The organism is Vibrio sp. 397, assembly GCF_033339395.1.
Taxonomy (GTDB): Bacteria; Pseudomonadota; Gammaproteobacteria; order Enterobacterales; family Vibrionaceae; genus Vibrio; species Vibrio alginolyticus.
This window is the reverse complement of sequence record NZ_JAWOUN010000001.1, coordinates 372,124-392,248: the sequence shown is the minus strand read 5'-3', so window position 1 is coordinate 392,248 and position 20,125 is coordinate 372,124. Positions and strand designations below refer to the sequence as shown.

At 44.9% G+C, this 20,125-nt stretch carries 20 protein-coding genes; 10 read left to right on the top strand and 10 right to left on the bottom strand.

Translation table 11 applies throughout. The features are described from left to right. Nucleotides 1-7: 7 nt before the first annotated feature. From R7P36_RS01770 to R7P36_RS01760, 3 genes are all read right to left on the bottom strand, one after another. On the bottom strand, nucleotides 8-583 hold the full coding sequence (locus tag R7P36_RS01770) for a nucleoside triphosphate pyrophosphohydrolase family protein (RefSeq protein ID WP_136976271.1): 576 nt from the start codon (nucleotides 581-583) through the stop codon (nucleotides 8-10). A 109-nt stretch (nucleotides 584-692) separates the two neighbouring features. Further along, nucleotides 693-1,265 (bottom strand): DUF1415 domain-containing protein, encoded by a 573-nt coding sequence (locus R7P36_RS01765; protein ID WP_213899305.1) that lies wholly within the window; start codon nucleotides 1,263-1,265, stop codon nucleotides 693-695. 89 nt (nucleotides 1,266-1,354) lie between these two features. Next, nucleotides 1,355-2,578: an MFS transporter gene (locus R7P36_RS01760; protein ID WP_213899306.1), complete on the bottom strand. Its 1,224-nt coding sequence runs from the start codon at nucleotides 2,576-2,578 to the stop codon at nucleotides 1,355-1,357. A gap of 106 nt (nucleotides 2,579-2,684) precedes the next feature. Between R7P36_RS01760 and R7P36_RS01755 the strand changes: the two genes are divergently transcribed. Next, nucleotides 2,685-3,554 (top strand): LysR family transcriptional regulator, encoded by an 870-nt coding sequence (locus tag R7P36_RS01755; protein ID WP_005377872.1) that lies wholly within the window; start codon nucleotides 2,685-2,687, stop codon nucleotides 3,552-3,554. Between the two features lie 27 nt (nucleotides 3,555-3,581). Here the strand turns inward: R7P36_RS01755 and R7P36_RS01750 are convergent, their stop codons facing one another. After that, the gene (locus R7P36_RS01750; RefSeq protein WP_005377871.1) at nucleotides 3,582-3,812 is read right to left on the bottom strand and encodes a glutaredoxin family protein; all 231 of its coding nucleotides are present in this window, start codon (nucleotides 3,810-3,812) and stop codon (nucleotides 3,582-3,584) included. Nucleotides 3,813-3,950: 138 nt separating this feature from the next. Between R7P36_RS01750 and R7P36_RS01745 the strand changes: the two genes are divergently transcribed. Continuing rightward, nucleotides 3,951-4,466: a M48 family metallopeptidase gene (locus R7P36_RS01745; protein ID WP_047100699.1), complete on the top strand. Its 516-nt coding sequence runs from the start codon at nucleotides 3,951-3,953 to the stop codon at nucleotides 4,464-4,466. Beyond that, complete coding sequence (rlmF, locus tag R7P36_RS01740) at nucleotides 4,453-5,580, top strand: 23S rRNA (adenine(1618)-N(6))-methyltransferase RlmF (RefSeq protein ID WP_213899307.1); 1,128 nt, start codon at nucleotides 4,453-4,455, stop codon at nucleotides 5,578-5,580. Before R7P36_RS01745 ends, rlmF begins: the two co-directional genes overlap by 14 nt. A 71-nt stretch (nucleotides 5,581-5,651) precedes the next feature. On the opposite strand, the gene R7P36_RS01735 is transcribed toward rlmF, so the two are convergent. The 6 genes from R7P36_RS01735 to R7P36_RS01710 all read right to left on the bottom strand — a co-directional run bounded on the left by R7P36_RS01735 (nucleotide 5,652) and on the right by R7P36_RS01710 (nucleotide 12,180). Further along, nucleotides 5,652-5,972 (bottom strand): hypothetical protein, encoded by a 321-nt coding sequence (locus tag R7P36_RS01735; RefSeq protein WP_213899308.1) that lies wholly within the window; start codon nucleotides 5,970-5,972, stop codon nucleotides 5,652-5,654. 70 nt (nucleotides 5,973-6,042) lie between these two features. Continuing rightward, on the bottom strand, nucleotides 6,043-7,638 hold the full coding sequence (locus R7P36_RS01730) for a S41 family peptidase (protein WP_213880134.1): 1,596 nt from the start codon (nucleotides 7,636-7,638) through the stop codon (nucleotides 6,043-6,045). Between the two features lie 364 nt (nucleotides 7,639-8,002). Further along, the gene (locus tag R7P36_RS01725) at nucleotides 8,003-8,767 is read right to left on the bottom strand and encodes a transcriptional regulator (RefSeq protein ID WP_213880136.1); all 765 of its coding nucleotides are present in this window, start codon (nucleotides 8,765-8,767) and stop codon (nucleotides 8,003-8,005) included. A 30-nt stretch (nucleotides 8,768-8,797) separates the two neighbouring features. Then, the gene (locus R7P36_RS01720; protein WP_005377862.1) at nucleotides 8,798-9,472 is read right to left on the bottom strand and encodes a GntR family transcriptional regulator; all 675 of its coding nucleotides are present in this window, start codon (nucleotides 9,470-9,472) and stop codon (nucleotides 8,798-8,800) included. 152 nt (nucleotides 9,473-9,624) lie between these two features. Next, nucleotides 9,625-11,157, bottom strand: coding sequence for an aldehyde dehydrogenase (NADP(+)) (locus R7P36_RS01715; RefSeq protein WP_017820890.1), 1,533 nt, complete (start codon nucleotides 11,155-11,157; stop codon nucleotides 9,625-9,627). A 21-nt stretch (nucleotides 11,158-11,178) separates the two neighbouring features. Beyond that, nucleotides 11,179-12,180, bottom strand: coding sequence for a 4-hydroxyproline epimerase (locus R7P36_RS01710; RefSeq protein ID WP_017820891.1), 1,002 nt, complete (start codon nucleotides 12,178-12,180; stop codon nucleotides 11,179-11,181). A gap of 109 nt (nucleotides 12,181-12,289) precedes the next feature. Here R7P36_RS01710 and R7P36_RS01705 point away from each other — a divergent pair, with 109 nt between their 5' ends. The 7 genes from R7P36_RS01705 (at nucleotide 12,290) to R7P36_RS01675 (ending at nucleotide 20,099) form a co-directional block, all read left to right on the top strand. After that, on the top strand, nucleotides 12,290-13,546 hold the full coding sequence (locus R7P36_RS01705) for an NAD(P)/FAD-dependent oxidoreductase (RefSeq protein WP_213893800.1): 1,257 nt from the start codon (nucleotides 12,290-12,292) through the stop codon (nucleotides 13,544-13,546). Nucleotides 13,547-13,669: 123 nt separating this feature from the next. Further along, nucleotides 13,670-14,743: a polyamine ABC transporter substrate-binding protein gene (locus tag R7P36_RS01700; RefSeq protein WP_017633955.1), complete on the top strand. Its 1,074-nt coding sequence runs from the start codon at nucleotides 13,670-13,672 to the stop codon at nucleotides 14,741-14,743. 87 nt (nucleotides 14,744-14,830) lie between these two features. Further along, nucleotides 14,831-15,805, top strand: coding sequence for an ornithine cyclodeaminase family protein (locus R7P36_RS01695; protein WP_054730112.1), 975 nt, complete (start codon nucleotides 14,831-14,833; stop codon nucleotides 15,803-15,805). A 56-nt stretch (nucleotides 15,806-15,861) separates the two neighbouring features. Further along, nucleotides 15,862-16,776: a dihydrodipicolinate synthase family protein gene (locus tag R7P36_RS01690; protein ID WP_213899309.1), complete on the top strand. Its 915-nt coding sequence runs from the start codon at nucleotides 15,862-15,864 to the stop codon at nucleotides 16,774-16,776. A 73-nt stretch (nucleotides 16,777-16,849) separates the two neighbouring features. After that, nucleotides 16,850-17,971 (top strand): ABC transporter ATP-binding protein, encoded by a 1,122-nt coding sequence (locus R7P36_RS01685; RefSeq protein ID WP_048626301.1) that lies wholly within the window; start codon nucleotides 16,850-16,852, stop codon nucleotides 17,969-17,971. Continuing rightward, the gene (locus tag R7P36_RS01680; RefSeq protein WP_318121993.1) at nucleotides 17,968-19,248 is read left to right on the top strand and encodes an ABC transporter permease; all 1,281 of its coding nucleotides are present in this window, start codon (nucleotides 17,968-17,970) and stop codon (nucleotides 19,246-19,248) included. Before R7P36_RS01685 ends, R7P36_RS01680 begins: the two co-directional genes overlap by 4 nt. A gap of 2 nt (nucleotides 19,249-19,250) precedes the next feature. Continuing rightward, complete coding sequence (locus R7P36_RS01675) at nucleotides 19,251-20,099, top strand: ABC transporter permease (RefSeq protein WP_005393492.1); 849 nt, start codon at nucleotides 19,251-19,253, stop codon at nucleotides 20,097-20,099. Nucleotides 20,100-20,125 lie beyond the last annotated feature (26 nt).

Genomic DNA, 20,125 nt, shown 5'->3' with positions numbered 1-20,125 from the left:
TCAACGCTTATTGAGTTAACGGTTTTAGATCTGCAGGGCGGTAGTAAACAGATTTGAGTACTTTGCCTTTACGAATGGTTTTACCTTCCGATACGAAATCTTCGGCGCATTTCGCGATGATGTATTCACCTTTCTGCACCGCCATCAACTTGATGCCTTGTTCCGCGTAGAATGCTTCTGTTTCTGAGTACTCTTGCTCGTTACGGCATACTTTGCTCATGTTGCTTGAATGTACTTCATCCCAGCAAGGAATAAATTCGATACCACGGTTTACCGCAACGTTTAATAGAAGATCAATTAAGTAGCTGATCGCCGGGTTGTCTTCTACTTTGCTGTGGCCAAGATGAACGAGACGGCCCATTAATACATACACGCTGTCTACGATGGCATCTGCTTGCTCAGTTTTACAATCTGCTTCTGCTAGCTCTGTTAGCTCTTCGATCGCCAAAGAGGTGTGTAGTGTGTCTGCTTGCGTATCAAGGCTTGCAGCGTCTGCGACTGGTAAGTCGAACGTACTACGGAACTCGGTGATATCACGGTATAAGTGATCAAAAATCTCTTGGGTTAGCTTTGACAGTTGCATTCTAATTTCCATTGAATCGATTGAAGCGGCAATGATACCAAACCGCACTTTGAACCCCAAGGGCATTGCATCTAACTGGTGATAAATCTGCCTTTGGGAATGGTGGTGCTTAACGAAATAGGTAAGGGAACAGCTTTTTACGTTCTTCCTCTGAAAGGGAGGAAACACGAGCGATGTTTGTATCGGGAATGGATTCAGGATCAGGATAGTGTTTTAGTACCTTTTCCATACTCTCTTCGCGAATCAAATGGAAGATCGGGTAAGGAGAGCGATTGGTTAGGTTTTCGTCGTCTTCAGGCCTTGCGCCGCCAAAACAGTAATCAGGATGGAAAGTCGCTACTTGGAAAACACCTTCCCAGTTTTGCTGCTTAATTAATCCTTCAACCCAATCTATGCAAAAGTTGTAGTCCCAGAAATCTTGTAGCATGTTGGGAACCACAACCAACGTGGTCTCAAGTTGTTCGGGCTCTGTGTTACTCAGCTCAATCAGTTGCAATAAAATATCTTCAAGAAGCGCTTCTTCTAGAGTCGCTTCACTAACAAAGATTTTGATTTGTTTATTACGTTGCGGCTTGGCAGCAAACGGACAAAGGTTGAGACCGATTACTACATCGTTGAGCCATTGATCGACCTGTTGAGTGATCGCTTCGATATCTGTGTTTTGTGTTGAACGCGTTGACATACGACTTTCTGGTTTTTATTAAAGTAGCGCAAGCATAGCAGAGTTGGTTATCCAAGTAACCAGAGAGGTATTACGCAAGTGAGCGTACCTTAGCTACTCTTTAAACTCGCAGTGTCAGGTGTTTGGTCAGTATGCTTTCTTTCGGCAATGTGTTTCAAATACGCAATTGCAGCAAACATTGCTAGGTAGACGGTGCTTCCCCCCATAAGAACACTCGACCAACCTCCATGCTGCCAACAATAAAGAAGTAAGAATCCTCCTAAGCTACCGCCTACATAGTAGTGTACTAAGTAGAGCGCTGTCGCGGTGGCTTTGGCGTGAGTGGCATTCTGACCGACCCAACCGTAGGCGAGGGTATGAGTAAAGAAGGCACCAAAACTTATCAGCAACAACCCAACTAGCATTGCAGTCAAGCTTTCAACCGCAGCAATCCACATCCCCGTCATGCTCACTATCGCGCCTAAGAACATACCGAGGATTGATGAATAACGTTTACTCCAGTGGCCTGCGCAACGAGAGGAGAAAGTCCCTCCCAAGTAACAAATAAAGATCAGTGAGGCCAACCCGACAGGCACATTGTGAGGTTCATTCACCAGACGGAAACCCATGACGGAATAAAGGTTGACGAACAAAGCAAAGTTGAGTCCTCCTATCAGCATCGCGAACCACACGCGTTGGTTTTTAAAATGACCAATAAGCGCACGATTTTGATGGCGCAAGCTGCTTGATGACGGGGTGAAGTTGCGCTGTGTTGGCAATAAATAGTGAACGCCAATGACACCAAGAAGAGTGAACACCATCATAACTTCAATGGCGACATCAACACTGAAATTGTCCGCCAATAAGCCGCCGCTAATACGCCCTGCAATGCCGCCTAATGAGTTAGCCGCAATGTACGTTCCAATTGCCATCGAGAAGGCGTGCTTGTCGAGTTCTTCTGCCATGTAAGCCACGGCGACCGCAGCAAAAGCGGCGAGCGCGACACCGATCAGTGCTCGACATACCACCAAAAACAGAAATGAGTCACCAAACAGCATCAAAGCGGAAAGGGTAGGAATCGAAAACAGACCAGCCATCATGACTGGCTTTCGTCCCACTGATTCTGACAACACAGCCATTGGAACGAGGCTAAAAGAGAGAGCGAGTGTTGAGGCCGCAAATAACCAGTTCACTTGCGTTTCTGTGATCGTGAAAATTTGAGCAAAAGTGGGCAGCATTGGCTGTAGTAGGTATAAATTTGAAAAAACCAAGAAGGAACCAAGCGCTAGCGAGAGCGTAATGCGTTTGTATTCCGGTGTGCCAAAACTGACCATGAATCCTGCCTAATGTGAGCAAATGGAGAGACTGTGATCAATCTATCAGTTCGTTATAAATTAAAAAAATATATTAAAAATATGGACACCATATATTTATGATCTAATGGAATCGAAACAACTTAAACATTTTCTGGCGGTCGCTGAACACGGAAACATTACCCATGCGGCGAAAGCCCTGCATATTGCCCAGCCCGCATTAAGCATTTCTATCAAAAAGTTTGAGCAGTCTTTGGGTGTTACCCTATTTCGCCGTGATGATAAAAAAATCAGCTTAACGAAAGAGGGCGAAACGCTACTTATACATGCCAAGCGGGTGATTCAACAGTTGCACGACGCGCAGCTCGCGATTGATGAGTTGAAAGGCTTAGCGAAAGGCGAAGTAAGGCTCGGGACGCCATCAATGATGGGCAGTTATTTCTTTCCACGAATTGTGATGGCATTTAAAAGCCAGTTCCCGGAGTTAAAATTGACCTTGGTCGAAGCTGGGACTCAATCGATTCGTCGTATGCTGCTCAATGGTCAACTCGATATCGGTGTGATCAGTTGTGATAACGTGCCTGATGATCTAGAAACTGACCATTTGTTTACTAGCCAAATGGTCGCAGTTGTTTCACCTGAGCATGAGTTAGCCCAGCGAGACGCTCTTACTTTTGATGAGTTCTTTGAACATGATTTGGTTATGTTTCAGCATGGCTATTTTCACCGCGAATTTTTGGATCAGGTGAGTGAGGAGCATGGGTTTACCATGAAGTCATCATTCGAGACCAACTTACTGCCTTTGATTTTGAGTATTGTGAAACAAGAGTTTGCGATTACCGCGTTACTGGAATTGGTGACTCAACATGAGTCGGGCGTTGTTGGCTTACCGTTTGAACCACCAGTTACGCTGGATCTGGCACTTGCTTGGCGCAAGCAGGGGTATTTATCAATAGCAGATCGAACGTTTATCGACTTTATCAAGCGCTACGTTTAAACGCAGCGCAGATTCATCGTCCGAGCACTAGTCGCCTTTGTACATCTTCTCGAAGTTCTTTGGGTTCCAGCCAATCATTACCCGATCACCAATTTTTAAAACTGGCACTGAACGAGCACCAAGCGCATCAAGTTCTTTGCGACCGCGTTGCATCTTAGCATTGCACAAACGATAATTAATATTTTTCGAATCCAGATAACGTTGAGCATCTTTGCAGTGAGGGCATTTGTCTTTGACGTAAAGGACGACACGTTTCATTGAGTTTCTCTCCATTATCATTGGGAGGCGAAGTTTAACGGCCTTTCACCATAAATGAAAGGCGAAAGCTAAGGTGAAACTGTCCTTTATCTCAGGTATATTGAGCGCCTTTATTTTGTCATAACAGACGTTAACTCTATGCATCCGTCACTTCGATACATTCAAGGCTACCCACAAAACATCGTAGAGCAGGTGAGCTCATTGATAGCGAGTGGCAAGTTTGTTCCTTGGTTCGAAAAGCGTTATCCCGATAGGCACCAAATCAAAAGCGAAAGGGCGCTCTATGAGTACGCCATGGCAATCAAAAATCGCTACATGAAGAAAGCCGCGCCAATCAGTAAAGTTGTCTACGATAAGAAAATTCACGCGGTAAACAATGCGCTTGGTTTGCACAGTGTAATCAGTAGAAACCATGGTGGTAAGCTTAAGTCGAAAAACGAGATTCGCATTGCCAATGTATTTAAAGATGCGCCCGAGCCACTATTAAGAATGCTGGTGGTACATGAGTTGGCACATACTCGTGAGAAAAACCACGACAAGGCGTTCTATCAGTTATGTTGCTGCATGGAGCCTGAGTATCACCAACTCGAATTTGATGCTCGTTTGTTTATGATTTACCTCGATTTAAAAGCGAATTTGAATGAAGAACAATAATCACAACGCGAAGCAAGCAAAGCCAAAGGCTTCAAAGGCGGCTCAGAATACAGACGCGAATAAAGCCAAGCCGAAGCGTGTTAAAGACAAAGTTGCGCGCAAATCCTCGCAGCCTGCAGGAAAGAGCGAAGTCGAGTTCATAAAAATAGCGAAGAATGGTTTGCATGAGCGTAATGTTCATCGAGGTCGTTACGATTTTAAAAAACTCGTGGAAAGTGAACCACAGTTAAAGCCATTCGTTATCAAAAATCCGAAAGGGGAAGACTCCATAAACTTCTCTGATCCTAATGCTGTTAAAATGCTCAATAAAGCATTGCTTGCTGCGTATTATGGTATCGAGTTCTGGGACATTCCCGACACCTACCTTTGCCCACCGATTCCGGGCCGCGCTGATTACATTCACCGAGTGGCAGAACTACTTGATGGTGAAGTAAAAGGTCAGTACGCGCACCAAAAAGTGAAAGCGTTGGACATTGGCGTGGGAGCAAACTGTATTTATCCGATTGTTGGTGTAACAAAATACGGTTGGCACTATACGGGCAGCGATGTCGATCCAAAATCCATCCAATCGGCTCAAACGATCGTAGAGCACAATCGTGTTTTGACGGGAAAAATTGCATTAATACAGCAACACAATGATGCCAATATTTATCGAGGTATCATTCAACCGAATGATCGTTATGATGTGACGACATGTAATCCGCCATTCCACCGTTCGGCGGAAGATGCCGCTATGGGCAGCCAGCGTAAAATCGATAATCTAAAAGCAAACCAGCGTAAGAAAGGGCTAAAATCTCAAACCGCACAAGTAAAGACAAGTAAGCCGGCGTTGAATTTTGGCGGTCAAAACGCTGAATTGTGGTGTGAAGGCGGAGAAGCGGCGTTTATCCGAAAAATGGCGAATGAAAGCCAAGCTTTTGCTGCGCAGGTCTTGTGGTTTACAACACTTATATCCAAAAAAGACAACGTTCGCCCGATGCGCAAGCAGCTTGAAAAATTGGGTGTGAAAGCCATTCGTGTGGTTGAAATGAGTCAAGGACAGAAAGTGAGCCGCTTTGTAGCTTGGTCATACATGGATAAACAACAGCGTAAAGCATGGATTGAATTAAAGTAACATTGACCGTTTCACGCTGAGCAATAAAGTAGAAAGCCCGCTGATATCAGCGGGCTTCTATTTTGGGAGATCTAAAACTTAATGATGGGCTCACAATCTAGTGAACTGAGAGAGACAAAAGTATCTGTTTTGGCATAGTACAAGCCACAGGTTTCACCTCTGATCTGCAACGTATATTGGTCTGGAAGATCCGTATAGCTGCCATCCAACAGTTGATTGTTTTTCCCTTTTACTCGTCCTTTTTCAATCAACACATGCGGTGAGGATTCAAATACGTTATTTGCGATTCTAGGTGCTGGTGTCCCTTGGATTTCTGCGATCGCGTTTTGAATCTCTATGACTGTTTCCGGAGAGCTCTTTTTACTCAATGCTTCAACGGGTTCTTGTGACATAGCTTGGCATCCTATCAAAGAAATCGAAGTGCCTAAGAAAAGCGCAACCCGAATCAGCATTCGTAAAAAGTTAGTTGATCTCAACATGAATTGCCTCTGTTCGTAGCGGAGAGCGAAGATCGCTTAACTCCGGAGATGAAATGTTACGCGGCATGGCGTTGAAACTTGAAGAGGAGACTGGCGGACAGGTTCCAGTTTCCATGTAGTTTAGTGCCGCAGAAAGCATACCTTCAGACGGATCGCCTAATGGTTTTGTTAGGTCGTCATTGACCCAGCAACCTTCCACTCTGTTGTTTAAGCCTAACTCGGTATTGATTTGGCTCTTTGGAGTAGGAATAAAACCATCAGCGAAGTCGCCAAATTTTTTCTCGTTCGCGGACTTGAACTGAATAGTGTAGTACATAGTGCCGCAGTTTTGTTCTGGTGAGAACCCATACGGTTTACCTGTGGTTGTTGAGCCTATTTGGATAACCTCCACATCAATGCCGCGCAAAGCGTTGATCAACAGTTCACTTGAGGAAGCCGTGCCTCCTGAAGTCAGTACATATACGCGCTTTTTGTTCAGTGTCGGAAGCACTTGGTCCGAATATTTCTGTGCTGCCCAGTCTATTGCTAGATTTGTAAAGCGATAGATGTTATCCCCATCTTTAATGGTACGCATCACTTTGTCATTGTGAATCAACTCACTGAAGACTCGGTTCTGACCAGCACCGCTTAGCATGTAGCCTACTTGCGAGGACTGAAGGACTAATCCACCGCCGTTGTAACGTAAATCAACGACGATCTCGTCAACATTCTCTGCTGAGAGCGTACTAAACGCCTCAATAAGCGGGGCTTGAGCGCTTGGTTCAAAGGAGTTGTATTGCAGATAGCCGATCCGCATACCATTGTGTGTAATCACTTTGGCATTTTTAACTGGAGAGGTCATGACATCAGAGGCGGTAAGCGTCACGGTTTTCTCTAGATCGTCAACACTCTCAAATGTGAAGGTGTAATCTTGATTGATGTCAGGGTTAAAGAGCGTTTTGTTAATAAAATCAATGTCGGACTGACTACCGGTGTTAACCACATCAATATTATTGATTTTCAGAAGCTTATCACCACGAGCAATGCCGCTTCTATCAGCTGGCGAGGCTTCTTCAGTGTAGGAAATACGAACGTCTCGAGGTTGTACGCCACGTAGGAATGCCCAGTTGAAACCAAATCCAGCAACTAAACCGGATTGCGATGATTTCATATCATCTTCATAAGAGACGGTAAAATGGAAGCGATCTTTCGGTTTACCCGTCGCGGTAGTAGCAGAGGTGACCAGCGTATTGAAGTAATCAGTAACAGTTTTGTAGTTTGCTGGATTATTATCAGGAACCTCGTCATACCATAGATACGTTTCGTTAGTAAAAGCTCTTAAAAAGAGTTTTTCGTGTAATGCAGAGCCCAATTTATCTGGATAGGCGGCATAGTTGTCATATGGGTCCAGTCCGACGCGGGGCGTTTCACATTGGTTGATAAACGTTTTCGACGATTGGCTAAAATCATGAACTTTCCATGTTGGACCGTTTGCACTGCTAGTGGACGGAGTAGGTGATGAGCTATCACCGCCGCCACCGCCACAGCCTTGTAATAATGCGAGAGTGACTGCCGTTGCTAAAGAATACTTAAATTTCACTTTTCTATGTCCTTATAAATAATAGAATTATAATTATGTGTTTTGCTTTTGTTTTTATTAGCTAGGTGAATGTATTAATTTAATTTGTTCGTCTGCAAATTTATAGTTAAATAGTGTGAGGTAAATAACGTAAAAAAGTTGTCTTTTATCCTTAAGCTAAATTAGTCATTACTTAAGTTTTCTGTCTATTTTAAAAGATCTAACAAGACAATTAATAAGTGTGAAATTAAGACAAGTTCTTAGTTGACTAAGCGATGCTTGTTAAATAAAAATCAGAATTAGATTCAGGAAACGCTTTGAATCAATAATTTGGTAGGGGTATATGATGTTATCTGGGATTTGTTTGATTTATTTGTCTGATGCTTTAACTTAATTTAGTGAGTTGAGCGACGTGCTTTAATAGGCTTCCGTCAATGTTAGGTAAATCATCAGCGAAAAATATCTGAGCACCGGGAGTGCAGCGCATTAATATATTTGTTAGTTCACCTTCATTGTTGGAAGTGTTAACTGCGTTAAGTTTCGCTAATTTATTACAAAGCTCGTCCTCTATTTGCACTTTCTGCTCTTCGGTGAGCCTAATGCGACCTATACATATGCCTGGGTTGATATCATGAGAAAGCGAATCTTGTTGAAATCGCTCTTTGAATAAGGTGTCTAATGCCGTACCTTCTTCCATAATAAATCGACGACCAGAACGGTAAAACAAGCCGTCTCCGAAGTTTTCGACATATCCTAGAATTTCCGCGATACGCAAATAGAATCGTAAGCTTGTATCAGAAAGTCCGTAAGTTTGGGCTATCTCTTGCGGTTTAATATCACGAGAAGTCAGCATATAAATAAAATCAAGTAAATAAGGATGCTCAACGAAAAGGGCGCTCTCTTCATCTGTTAGCATTTGCTCGTTTTGGTGCTGAAGCTCGTTGGCTAAGGTTGCGAGTTCGATGAGATCGGTATTCAGGTAGTTCAGATAAATAAGTACTTTATCCAAACCTAAAGCTGGATTATGTAGGTGGCGTTTAATACTAGATAAAGGGATGCCACTTTTCTCTGACAAGGAATTGTAGCAAAGCCCTTCTTCTTTAATCTTTTGTCGTAGCGCTGCAAGTAAAAACTTTGGTCCAACATTCATCCTTGAATATCACCTTATTCGTTATTCCGTTTACTGGCTGATATTTTGCCTTTCAAGCAGCAGGTTTCGAATCGCTGTGCCTGCTTCTAGAATGTGCTTTTTCAGTAGGTACTTGGCGCCTTCGATATCGCGATTTTGGCACATTTCAAACAAGCTTAAGTGCTCTTCTTCTGCCTTTTTAATGCCTGTAGTAAACAATAGCTGCATGCGTATGTATCGGTCACACTTTGTGTTCAGGTTGTAAATGACGTCCATAGTTTCAGGCATGTTGGCTGGCGCATATAGGGCTTTGTGGAACTCGTAGTTGTAGTTGCTCCATTCTTCTACTTCGTCGCCACTGTTCACTACTGACTCGAAACGTTCGCGAACTTCGCGCGCGCGTTCAAGGTCAGCGTCTGTCATATTTTGAATCGCGCGCTCTAAAATGTGGCATTCCACGACAGCGCGCAGTTCAAATAGCTCATTGATTTTCTCTGGAGATAGCTCAGTGACCGTCGCACCTTTGTGAGGTTCAAAGCTAACGAGTCCTTGTGCTTCCAATTGAACTAACGCTTCACGCACAGGAATTCGGCTAACATTAAACTCTTTTGCTAACGCATCTTGACGTAAAGGTTGACCAGTTTTTAACTCGCCCTTCAAGATCTGAGTTCGAATTGCTTCCTCAACGAGCTGAGTACGCGTTTTAAAAACAGGTTTCTGTGACATTGAAGTCTCCCGTGAAATTAATATTGTATCCAATCCATTTTACTTTAGTAGTTTATTGTTTTTCTGGCACAAACCAACTAGGAAAGAAGGTTTTGAGAAGTAGAGTGAAATAAAAGGCATCAGTTGATGCCTTTTTGAGCCATTTGGTGATTTTATTGGGACACACTGCCATCTATGGCGCGTTGAATACCCAGTGGGTTCGACGCTTTTAATGAATCCGGCAATAAAGATTCTGGTAAAGCTTGATAAGCGACGGGACGCAACCAACGATGAATAGCCTCTGCCCCGACAGATGTTGAGGCAGAATTGGTTGAAGCCGGATAGGGTCCACCATGAACCATAGCGTAACCAACCTCGACGCCAGTTGGCCAACCGTTGAATACAAGGCGTCCGGCGATTTCTTCCAAACTTGGAAGCAGTTGCTTGGCTTGTTCTTCGTCTTCAGCGGTAGCGTGAAGGGTTGCGGTGAGCGAGCCAGTCAGTGAATCACTCAGTTTCAACATGTCATCGAAATCTTCACAGATTACGATCAACGATTGAGGACCGAATATTTCTTCTTCCCATTGCGGGTTTTTACGCCAGTTTTTACTGTCCGTCACGAACAGTGCTGGTGCGACATTGGTCACTTCTGCTTGTTCAGAACGAGTTACGTTAATGCCTGTTTCGGAAGCTCGCTTATCCACTTCGGATTCATACGTTTCTCGGATTCCTTGCGTTAGCAAAGTGGCCGTTGATTGTTGTCGAATTAACCCTTGAGCGATTTCGATAAAGGCTTGCGTTTCTGGGCTATTCAAGACAAATACAACGCCTGGTTTTGTACAAAATTGTCCACAGCCCAAAGTCATAGAAGCCACAAACTCTTCAGCCAATGAGGCGTTTGCTCGTATGGCTGAAGGGAGAATAAATGTTGGATTAATCGCCCCTAGTTCACCATAGAAGGGGATTGGCTCTGGTCTTTGCTGAGCTAGATTGAACAGCGCACGGCCACCACCGACGGAACCTGTAAACCCAACCCCTTTAATTTTTGGATGGGTAACGAGTGCTTGGCCAAGTGCGCGTTTGTTGCCTTGCAATAGCGTGAAGATGGCTTGCGGTAAGCACTCTTTCTCAAGTGCAGCCTCAATACACTCTGCAACAAGTTGACTGGTGCCAGGGTGGGCGGTATGGCCTTTTACAATCACAGGACAGCCAGCTGCCAGTGCCGAAGCCGTATCACCACCTGCCGTAGAAAATGCGAGCGGAAAATTAGACGCACCAAACACGGCGACAGGGCCAATTGCGATTTGCTGACGACGAATATCTGGTTTCGGCAGTGGTTGACGGTCTGGGTTTGGCGTATCGAAAATTGCTTGATGGTGATTACCCGAGCTCACAACCTCGGCAAATAGTCTTAATTGGCTCGCTGTACGTCCTATTTCACCGCTTAAACGTGCTTCGGGAAGGGCAGTTTCTAAATGAGCACGAGCAACGATTTCTTCACTCTTCACTTCCAATTCAGAGGCGATAGAGCAAAGTAAGCTCGCTCGCTTTGCATTGCTTAGTTGGCGAAACTCACGCGCAACGTTTTGGGCGGCTGAGGCGGCTTGATTAACTTCTTGCTCTCCATGTACCGGAAACGCAATAGGTAGAGGCTCACCAGTAAAGGCGTTGACTGCGTAAAAAGTGGTTGGTTCTTGTGGGTTCATCATTCTTCCTTACTATCCTTATTACTTCACTTCAAATCCGTACGCATATGGGTCTTCATCGTCTACCCATATTGTGTTGTGACCGTATACTTGTGCCCATCCTTCAATACTTGGCAAAATAGCGGCTTTGCCATTCACTTCGGTAATGCCTTCTATACGTCCTTGAAATAGGCTGCCGATGATACTTTCGTGAATAAAGTCTTCTCCTTGATTGAGTTTGCCTCTTGCATGCCATTGCGCCATGCGTGCACTAGTACCCGTACCACATGGCGAGCGATCCAACGCTTTGTCGCCGTAAAACACAGCATTTCGAGCGGTGGCGTTTTCTTGAGTGGGCTCTCCGGTCCATAGCACGTGAGAAACACCGCATACTGTTGGATCTTCTGGATGTACGCACTCAACCGCTCGAGATACCGCTTCGCGAACTTTTGGTGAAAGCATCAAAATTTCATCTGGAGAGTAGTGTTCAAGTCCGGCATAGTTTTCTTGAGGATCGACGATTACGTAATAGTTTCCGCCATAAGCAACATCGACAGTGAGCTCACCTAAGCCCTCTATGTCCACGGTTACGTCTTGGTGGGCAAGGTAAGCTGGTACGTTAAATATCCTCACTGACGTGACCTTGTCACCTTTTGTTTGGTAGTGCACTTCGATTTGTCCTGCTGGGACATCAAGTATCAAACGGCCTTCTTTTTTGGGAGTGATAAGGCGATTCTCGATAGCGGTAGTGACGGTTCCAATGGTGCCGTGGCCACACATTGGTAAGCAGCCACTGGTTTCAATAAACAGAATTGAAGCGTCTGCGTTATCGCTGCAAGGAGGCAAGACAACTGACCCCGACATCATTGAGTGTCCGCGAGGCTCAAACATGAGTGCCTGACGAATCCAATCATAATGCTCAAGAAAGTATTGGCGCTTTTCGCTCATGGTATTGCCTTCGAGTGGAGGCACACCGCCTGCGACCAGCCTAACTGGGTTGCCGCAGGTGTGGGCATCAATACAGAAAAAAGTTCCTTGTCTCATTTTTCGCTCCTTGCTGAAAAAATGGTTGAATTAAACAATAGTGATGTTAACGTAATGTAAAATATATTGTATACAATCTACGTTTTCAAGTGTGACTCGGAGCATATTTATGTTGGTCAAGGATGAAACCAAAAAGGAAAGGATCGCCGTGATAGGTGCGGGGATTATTGGCTTATCAATTGGATTGAAGTTGCAGCAACAAGGTTATCAAGTCACGATTTTTGATCCCAATGGCGTGGGGAATGGATGCTCTAAGGGAAATGCAGGTCATATCGCGACTGAGCAAATCTTCCCTCTTGCAACGCCAGCGCTGCTTCCACAATTACCTAAAATGCTGCTAGATTCCAAAAGTCCGGTTTCGATCCGTTGGCAAGATATTCCAAACACAATCGGGTGGATGATTCGTTTTCTATTACAAACAAAGCCATCAGCCGCGGAGCGGGCAAAAAACGCGATTAAGAGTCTTAACGAGCGGTCAGTGGCAAGTTGGCGTGGCGTGCTTGATTCAATCGGAAAAGCACATCTAATAAAAATGAATGGTTCATTGCTCACTTTTGAAAACGAGAAACTGTTTCAGAATTATCAAAGCACGCTTAACTCACTGGCTAAAAACGGTGTGGCGTATCAAGTTTGGACACAAGAGGCGATTCGAGAGCGGATACCTGATCTCAGCCATAAGGTTCGTGTCGGCGTCTTTTTTCCCGATACAGGTCATACGCTAGACCCTTATCAGCTCTGTGTTGAGCTAAGTGAAGCTTTTGAAGTTCTTGGCGGTAAGGTTTTACAAAACGGTGTATCTGCGTTGGCGAAAAATGGCGAGGTGCTGGTTGAGTCTCAAACGTATTCATTTGACCGAATCATTGTTGCCGCTGGTGTACATTCTAAGCCTTTGATACGGCAGCTAACCGGAGTCAAAGTGCCTATTCAAGCCGAGCGAGGTTATCACCTAATGGTGGACGACAAGCATGATGTACTGCCATTTCCTATTAGCTCTGCCGATAGAAAATTCATCATGACTCCGATGTCTGGTGGGCTACGCTTGGCAGGCACTGTTGAGTATGCCGATGTAGAGTCACCACCCAATATGAAACGTTCAGAAATGCTTTTTAAGTTAGGTGATGAGATGTTTGAATCGGGGTTACATTCACTCAAGCAAGGAGAAAAGTGGATGGGTAATCGGCCTTCAACAGTCGACTCGTTACCGGTTATTGATAGCATTTGGGATGGAAATGTATTACTGGCATTTGGCCACCAACACCTTGGATTAACTCAAGCGGCGATTACGGCAGATCTCCTTTTAGAGCTTATCGAAGGAAAGCCGACATCGATTGATCTTTCACCTTTTTCATTACAACGATTTGCCTGAAAAATTTAATATTAAATATTGTATAAAATATATTAAATGCTAATGTTAACTTAATTTTAACAAGAATGGTGTCCAACAGCCGTACTCGGATGCCTCCAGAAAAACAACCAAAAGGAGTAAAACATGTCACGAATGACCAAAGCACCATTGGCGCTGTTGATTTCAGGAATGCTGTTGGGGACCTCTGCTTATGCTGAAGACAAATTGACGGTCGTATCTTGGGGTGGTGCATTCACCAAGAGCCAAGTGGAGGCATATCACAAGCCTTTCATTAAAAAAACAGGTGTCGAGATCGTATCCGAGGATTTCAGCGGCGGATTAGCCGAAATTAAAGCGCAGGTGGAAGCGAACAATGTGCGCTGGGATTTGGTTTCTCTCGACAAGCCGGACATTGTTCGTGGTTGTGCAGAAGGGCTATTAGAACCAGTGAGCCCAAGTATTTTGCCTCCGGGAGCTGATGGAACACCAGCACAAGAGGATTTTATTGATGGTGCGATTCACGAATGCGCAATCAATACCATCGTAGTGTCCACTGTATTAGCGGTGAACGAAGACGCGTTTAAAGGTAAGGCTTTGCCTAGCAAGTTGACCGACCTCTTTGACCTAAAAACTTTTCCAGGTCGACGTGCATTGCAAAAACAACCTCAGGGTAATCTTGAGTGGGCACTATTGGCTGATGGTGTAAAACCAGAAGAGGTCTACAGCCTGCTCGAAACCGAAGCCGGGCGTGAGCGTGCGTTTGCTAAGTTGGATACGATCAAATCAGAAGTGCTGTGGTGGACAACAGGAGCCCAGCCACCTCAAATGCTTGCAGACAAAGAAGTGGTGATCGCCTCGGCGTTTAACGGCCGAATCCACAATGCCCGTAAAGATGAAGGTCAACCATTTCGGATTATATGGGACCGTCAAATGGGTTACATGAATGGATGGGCGATACCTAAAGGGAGTGAGAACACAAAGCTTGCATTGGACTTTATTGCTTTTTCTTCAGGAACAAAACCATTAGCTGATCAAGCTAAGTACGTTGCCTATGGGCCTACGCGTAAGTCGTCTTCGGCGGAGGTGAACCCAGACATTTTAGCGAACCTTCCTACCGCACCTCAAAACTTCCAAACCGCCTTCCTGATTAACGATGAATGGTGGTCAGACTACGCAGATGAACTAAATGAAGAGTTTAATACCTGGCTGCTTAACTAGGCGTTAAATTGTGTATGGGGCCAAGTTTTCATCCATAAGTGAGGTTCCGTACTTTTCCTCAACTGTATTTATGTTTTCGGAGAAATGATGAAAGTCATCGAAGCACAGCAAGTCGCGCAATGTTTAACAATGAAGTCTCTTATTGAAACGATGCGTGAAATGTACTCGCGGCCAGCAACAATACCTCAACGCCGAGTCATGCCCTTAGAAGAGGGAGAATACGAGGCGTTTGCGCTACTTCCAGCTTGGAACCAGGAGTTAATTGCGGTGAAAGCCTTTACGTATTTCCCGCATAACCCTGAGCAAGGCAAAGATACGCTTGCATCTAAGCTGCTTGTTTTTAGACGAAACGATGGTGAGCCGCTCGCACTCGTGGACGGTAAAGTTTTAACGTTTTGGCGCACCGCCGCAGCTTCTGCGTTGGCAGCGGACTATTTAGCGCGTCCCGATGCTGATCGTCTGTTGATCTTCGGAACGGGCAATCTTGCGCCTTATTTTGCGTGGGCATACGCTGCGGTTCGCCCACTTAAGCAGGTTTATATTTGGGGGCGTAACTCAGACAAAGCCGAGGCGACGGTAGATGCCATTGTGTCATCTTCAGAGTATCAGTCGCTTCCTGATGAGCGTCGGTTCCGTGTTTCAGTCGTAGAAAATGTGGACCACGTTATCAAACACGTTGACATCATCAGCTGTATTACCGCATCAGCAGAGCCTTTGTTTAATGGCGCAGACGTGCAGCCGGGCACCCATATTGATTTGGTCGGTAATCATGACTTGGATAAGCGTGAATGCGACTCCGAAGCAGTGCAACGAGCACAGGTGTATGTTGATAGCCGTATTAATGTATTAGCCGAAGCGGGCGATCTTCTCATTCCAATTCAAGAGGGCGTGTTCACGTCAGACGATATTAAAGGGGAATTACCGCAGCTTTGCGCCCAACAAATCTCAGGACGTCAAAACGATGAGGTCATTACTTTATACAAATCAGTTGGCAGTGCTTTGGCTGATTTGGCCGCTGTAAAGGCGGTGTTGTTAGAAAATGGCATAGATAGCCATGCCTGAGCATTTTTGCTCGTTCATTTAAATTGCATACAATATACATATAAGGAAAGTAGTTCATGAAAATTGATTGGAAAGGTGTTTATCCGGCGGTCAGTACGCAATTTCGTCAAGATCAGTCAATCGACTTAGACGCAACGCAAACTGTTATAGATAACCAAATTAAAGATGGTGTGAATGGCATTATCTGCTTGGGTACTGTCGGTGAGAACTGTGCGTTGTACCCGGAGGAGAAACGCCAGGTCTTGCAAGCGGCAAAAGAAGTCGTAAATGGCCGTGCGCCTTTGATTGCTGGTACAGCAGAGTCTATTACCACAGCAGCTGTTGATTACATGCAGGATGCGTACAAAATTGGTATCGATGGTTGTATGGTGATGCCTGCCATGGTTTACCGCACGTCTGAGAGCGAAACGTTCGAATATTACCGCACGCTAGCAGAAGCAACGCCAGAAATGCCAATCATGATTTACAACAACCCGGTTGCTTATGGTGTCGATGTAAACCTCGACATCATGGCGAAACTGGCTGAGTTTGAAAGTATTGTAGCTATCAAAGAGTCGACCACTGATACTCGTCGTATCACCGAGCTTTACAATAAATTTGATGACCGCTTTACCGTGTTCAGTGGTGTTGATGACATCGCTCTTGAATCATTGATGCTAGGTGCGACCGGCTGGATTTCTGGTTTAACCAACGCATTCCCAGAAGAGTCCGTTGCGATTTATAAACTGGCAAGCCAAGGTCGTTATGCTGAAGCGTTAGAGATCTACCGTTGGTTCTTACCTCTACTGCGTTTAGACACCATTCCTACGCTGGTTCAGTGCATAAAATTGGCCGAGCAAGTCTGCGGACGTGGCTCTGAACAAGTTCGTGCGCCACGCCAACTTTTACAAGGTGAAGAGCGTCAACAAGTCATTCAAATGGTTGAACATGCGTTAGAAACCCGCTTAGACCTATCCAAATACAATCTGTAATTGTGCTGTTTAGTAGAGCGTTAACTGACGCTCTACTCATTCGTAATATTCAAAAAATGAGAAGAGGGAAGTCATGAGCACGGAAAACAAGGACTATGTCAGCTTTCAACACGTTAAGAAAACCTACGATGGCACGAATTTGGTGGTGAAAGACTTCAACTTAGATATTGCTCCTGGAGAGTTTGTTACTATGTTGGGGCCGTCAGGATCGGGCAAGACCACTTGCTTGATGATGCTAGCAGGCTTTGAAACTGCGACCGGTGGAGACATTTATATTGATGGCGTTCCTGTCAATCATCTCGCGCCGCACAAGCGCGATATTGGTATGGTGTTTCAAAACTATGCGTTGTTTCCACATATGACCATTGCTGAGAATCTTGCGTTTCCTTTAAAGGTGCGAAAACTCGACAGTGACACGATTCAAAGCAAAGTTCAGAGTGTATTAGAAATGGTCGAGCTTGAGCATGTTGCGACTCGATACCCAAAGCAGTTATCAGGTGGTCAACAACAGCGTGTCGCGTTAGCGCGAGCATTAGTGTTTGAGCCTAAACTCGTGTTGATGGATGAACCACTAGGCGCATTAGATAAGCAGCTGCGCGAGCAAATGCAGATGGAAATTAAACATTTGCATGAAAAGCTTGGCATTACCATTTTGTATGTGACGCACGATCAAGACGAAGCTCTCACTATGTCCGACCGTATTGCGGTTTTTAATCACGGCGAAGTGCAACAACTCGCGACACCAACCGAGCTTTATGAATCTCCGAGTAATACGTTTGTTGCGCAGTTTATCGGAGAAAACAACCAACTCTCAGGTTTAGTCAAAGAGTGGAACGGAAAGTATTGCCAAGTGCTCGTTGGGAAAGAGTTATTTACTGCGAAACCTGTCAGAGTCTCTGAGCAAGGGCAGAGAACAACGCTTTCCATTCGACCAGAAAAGATTGTTATTCAACCAGAGAAAGCGTCTTGTGAGAACCAAGTCTCAGGCGTCCTACGAGAATTGATTTATCACGGTGATCATTATCGTTTGGTCGTCGAAGTAGAGAGCGTTGGTCACTTCATCGTTAAAGTACCTAACGATAATCGTAAACACTTGCAGTTAACGCCTGGCTCAATTTGTCGTATTGGTTGGCAAAGTGACGATTGCCATGCTCTTGATGGGACACAAACTCAAAGTAGCGAGGTAGCAGCATGAGTCGAGAGCTAACCGCATTAGATTCTGTATTGGAAATCGAACGCCAAGTTCATGAGCAAGAAACCAATTTGAAAGCGCAGTTGCAAAAGGCCGAGCGCCGAAAAAAGCTTCGCTCCATTATGCTCACAACGCCATTGGTGTGTTTTATTCTGCTTACGTTTGCTTTTCCTATCCTCGACATGCTTTATCGAAGCGTGGATAACCGAGAAATATCCCTGTCACTACCACAAACTATTCAAGCCTTAGAAAGTTGGGATTATCAAGGTCAGCCTCATCAAGAAGTCATTGAGGCATTCTCTGTTGAAGTACTTGCGCTTTATCAAAGCAAAGATCTACCGAAAATAGCCAACCGGATGAATATTGAAGAGTCTGGTATGCGCAGTTTACTCATGAAAACCGGCAGAAAGTTTTCTCGTTTGACGTCGCTGCCGAGCTCGGTGACACAGTTGGCTAAGCTGGATAAGCGTTGGGCTAATCCTAAATATTGGGCGGCGTTTAAGAATCTTAGTGGCGCATTAACATTCAGTCACTATCTTGCAGCGCTAGACTTGCAAGTGAATGAGTTTGGAGACATTGAACCCCAACCAGAAAAACGCCAAATATACGTCGACCTTTTCTTTAAAACTTTTTGGATGTCTATTTCAATCATCTTAATTTGTTTGGTGATGGCGTACCCCGTTGCTTACCTGCTTGCCAATTTACCTGATAAGCGCGCGAACTTACTTTTAATCATTGTGCTGCTGCCATTTTGGACATCATTATTAGTCAGAACCACGTCTTGGATTGTTCTGCTGCAAAACCAAGGGGTCATTAATGATCTCCTTATTTGGTCGGGTTTTACTTCTGAGCGAATTCAGATGATTCACAATACCTTCGGAACGGTGGTGTCTATGGTGCACATTCTGTTGCCTTTTATGATCCTGCCTCTGTATAGCGTAATGAAAGGAATTAGCCCAACTTATTTCCGTGCCGCTCGTTCTCTAGGCGCGACGCCTTTCATTGCGTTCATCAAAGTTTATATGCCGCTTACTTTACCGGGGATAGGTGCGGGGGCTTTGCTTACTTTCATTCTTTCTATTGGTTTCTACATTACGCCCGCTTTGGTTGGTGGAAGAAGCGGACAGATGATCTCCAATATGATTGCCTATCATATGCAGACATCACTGAACTGGGGGATGGCTGGCGCATTGGGTGGACTGCTTTTGTTCGTTGTACTGGTTCTGTTTTATATGTTCAACCGTGTGGTTGGCATTAACAACCTCAAGGTAGGGGGATAACCATGGCATTACCAAACTATGCATCAAAAGTAGAGCGAGTCGCTTACGCAGGTTACTTAGTTTTTTGTGGGTTGGTGCTGTTCTTTTTAATCGCTCCAATTCTGACCATCATCCCGTTATCGTTTAATGCAACGCCTTACTTTACTTTTACCGAGGGGATGCTAAACCTTGATTCGGCAGCGTATTCTACTCGCTGGTATCAAGAAATGTTTACTAGTGATCAGTGGCTGTTGGCGCTGAAAAACAGCACGTTCATTGCTTTTATGGCGACACTCGTTGCAACAGGGCTAGGAACTCTGGCGGCGTTGGGTTTAGCAAGTAGTAATTTGCCTTTTCGCAATACGATTATGGCGCTGTTGATCTCACCCATGATCGTACCAGTCATTATCTCTGCTGCTGCGATGTACTTTTTCTACACACGCCTTGGCTTATCACAAACTTATTTAGGCGTCATTTTGGCACACGCTGCGTTAGGTACGCCTTTTGTCGTCATTACCGTTACTGCGACGTTAAGCGGCTTTGACCATAGCTTGGTAAAAGCGGCGGCTAGCTTAGGAGCAAACCCTGTTTATACTTTCAGACACATTACCTTTCCTCTTATTCGTCCGGGGATGATTTCTGGTGGCTTGTTTGCTTTTGGCACTTCGTTCGACGAGGTTGTGGTGGCGTTATTCCTGACTGGGGCAGAACAAAAAACCGTTCCTAGGCAGATGTGGTCAGGAATTCGAGAGCAAATCAGTCCGACTATATTGGCGGTCGCTACGTTGCTGATTTTTATGTCGGTGTGTTTGCTCGTGACTTTAGAAGTTCTACGTAGGCGTAATGTACGCATTCGAGGCATTCAAGAATAACCAAACTTTTTCTTTGTTGCTCGCTA

Coding starts and splice junctions, on each gene's coding strand:
- R7P36_RS01770 (WP_136976271.1), bottom strand. CDS start 583: ATGCAACTGTCAAAGCTAACCCAAGAGATTTTTGATCACTTATACCGT.
- R7P36_RS01765 (WP_213899305.1), bottom strand. CDS start 1,265: ATGTCAACGCGTTCAACACAAAACACAGATATCGAAGCGATCACTCAA.
- R7P36_RS01760 (WP_213899306.1), bottom strand. CDS start 2,578: ATGGTCAGTTTTGGCACACCGGAATACAAACGCATTACGCTCTCGCTA.
- R7P36_RS01755 (WP_005377872.1), top strand. CDS start 2,685: ATGGAATCGAAACAACTTAAACATTTTCTGGCGGTCGCTGAACACGGA.
- R7P36_RS01750 (WP_005377871.1), bottom strand. CDS start 3,812: ATGAAACGTGTCGTCCTTTACGTCAAAGACAAATGCCCTCACTGCAAA.
- R7P36_RS01745 (WP_047100699.1), top strand. CDS start 3,951: ATGCATCCGTCACTTCGATACATTCAAGGCTACCCACAAAACATCGTA.
- rlmF (WP_213899307.1), top strand. CDS start 4,453: ATGAAGAACAATAATCACAACGCGAAGCAAGCAAAGCCAAAGGCTTCA.
- R7P36_RS01735 (WP_213899308.1), bottom strand. CDS start 5,972: ATGTCACAAGAACCCGTTGAAGCATTGAGTAAAAAGAGCTCTCCGGAA.
- R7P36_RS01725 (WP_213880136.1), bottom strand. CDS start 8,767: ATGAATGTTGGACCAAAGTTTTTACTTGCAGCGCTACGACAAAAGATT.
- R7P36_RS01720 (WP_005377862.1), bottom strand. CDS start 9,472: ATGTCACAGAAACCTGTTTTTAAAACGCGTACTCAGCTCGTTGAGGAA.
- R7P36_RS01715 (WP_017820890.1), bottom strand. CDS start 11,157: ATGAACCCACAAGAACCAACCACTTTTTACGCAGTCAACGCCTTTACT.
- R7P36_RS01710 (WP_017820891.1), bottom strand. CDS start 12,180: ATGAGACAAGGAACTTTTTTCTGTATTGATGCCCACACCTGCGGCAAC.
- R7P36_RS01705 (WP_213893800.1), top strand. CDS start 12,290: ATGTTGGTCAAGGATGAAACCAAAAAGGAAAGGATCGCCGTGATAGGT.
- R7P36_RS01700 (WP_017633955.1), top strand. CDS start 13,670: ATGTCACGAATGACCAAAGCACCATTGGCGCTGTTGATTTCAGGAATG.
- R7P36_RS01695 (WP_054730112.1), top strand. CDS start 14,831: ATGAAAGTCATCGAAGCACAGCAAGTCGCGCAATGTTTAACAATGAAG.
- R7P36_RS01690 (WP_213899309.1), top strand. CDS start 15,862: ATGAAAATTGATTGGAAAGGTGTTTATCCGGCGGTCAGTACGCAATTT.
- R7P36_RS01685 (WP_048626301.1), top strand. CDS start 16,850: ATGAGCACGGAAAACAAGGACTATGTCAGCTTTCAACACGTTAAGAAA.
- R7P36_RS01680 (WP_318121993.1), top strand. CDS start 17,968: ATGAGTCGAGAGCTAACCGCATTAGATTCTGTATTGGAAATCGAACGC.
- R7P36_RS01675 (WP_005393492.1), top strand. CDS start 19,251: ATGGCATTACCAAACTATGCATCAAAAGTAGAGCGAGTCGCTTACGCA.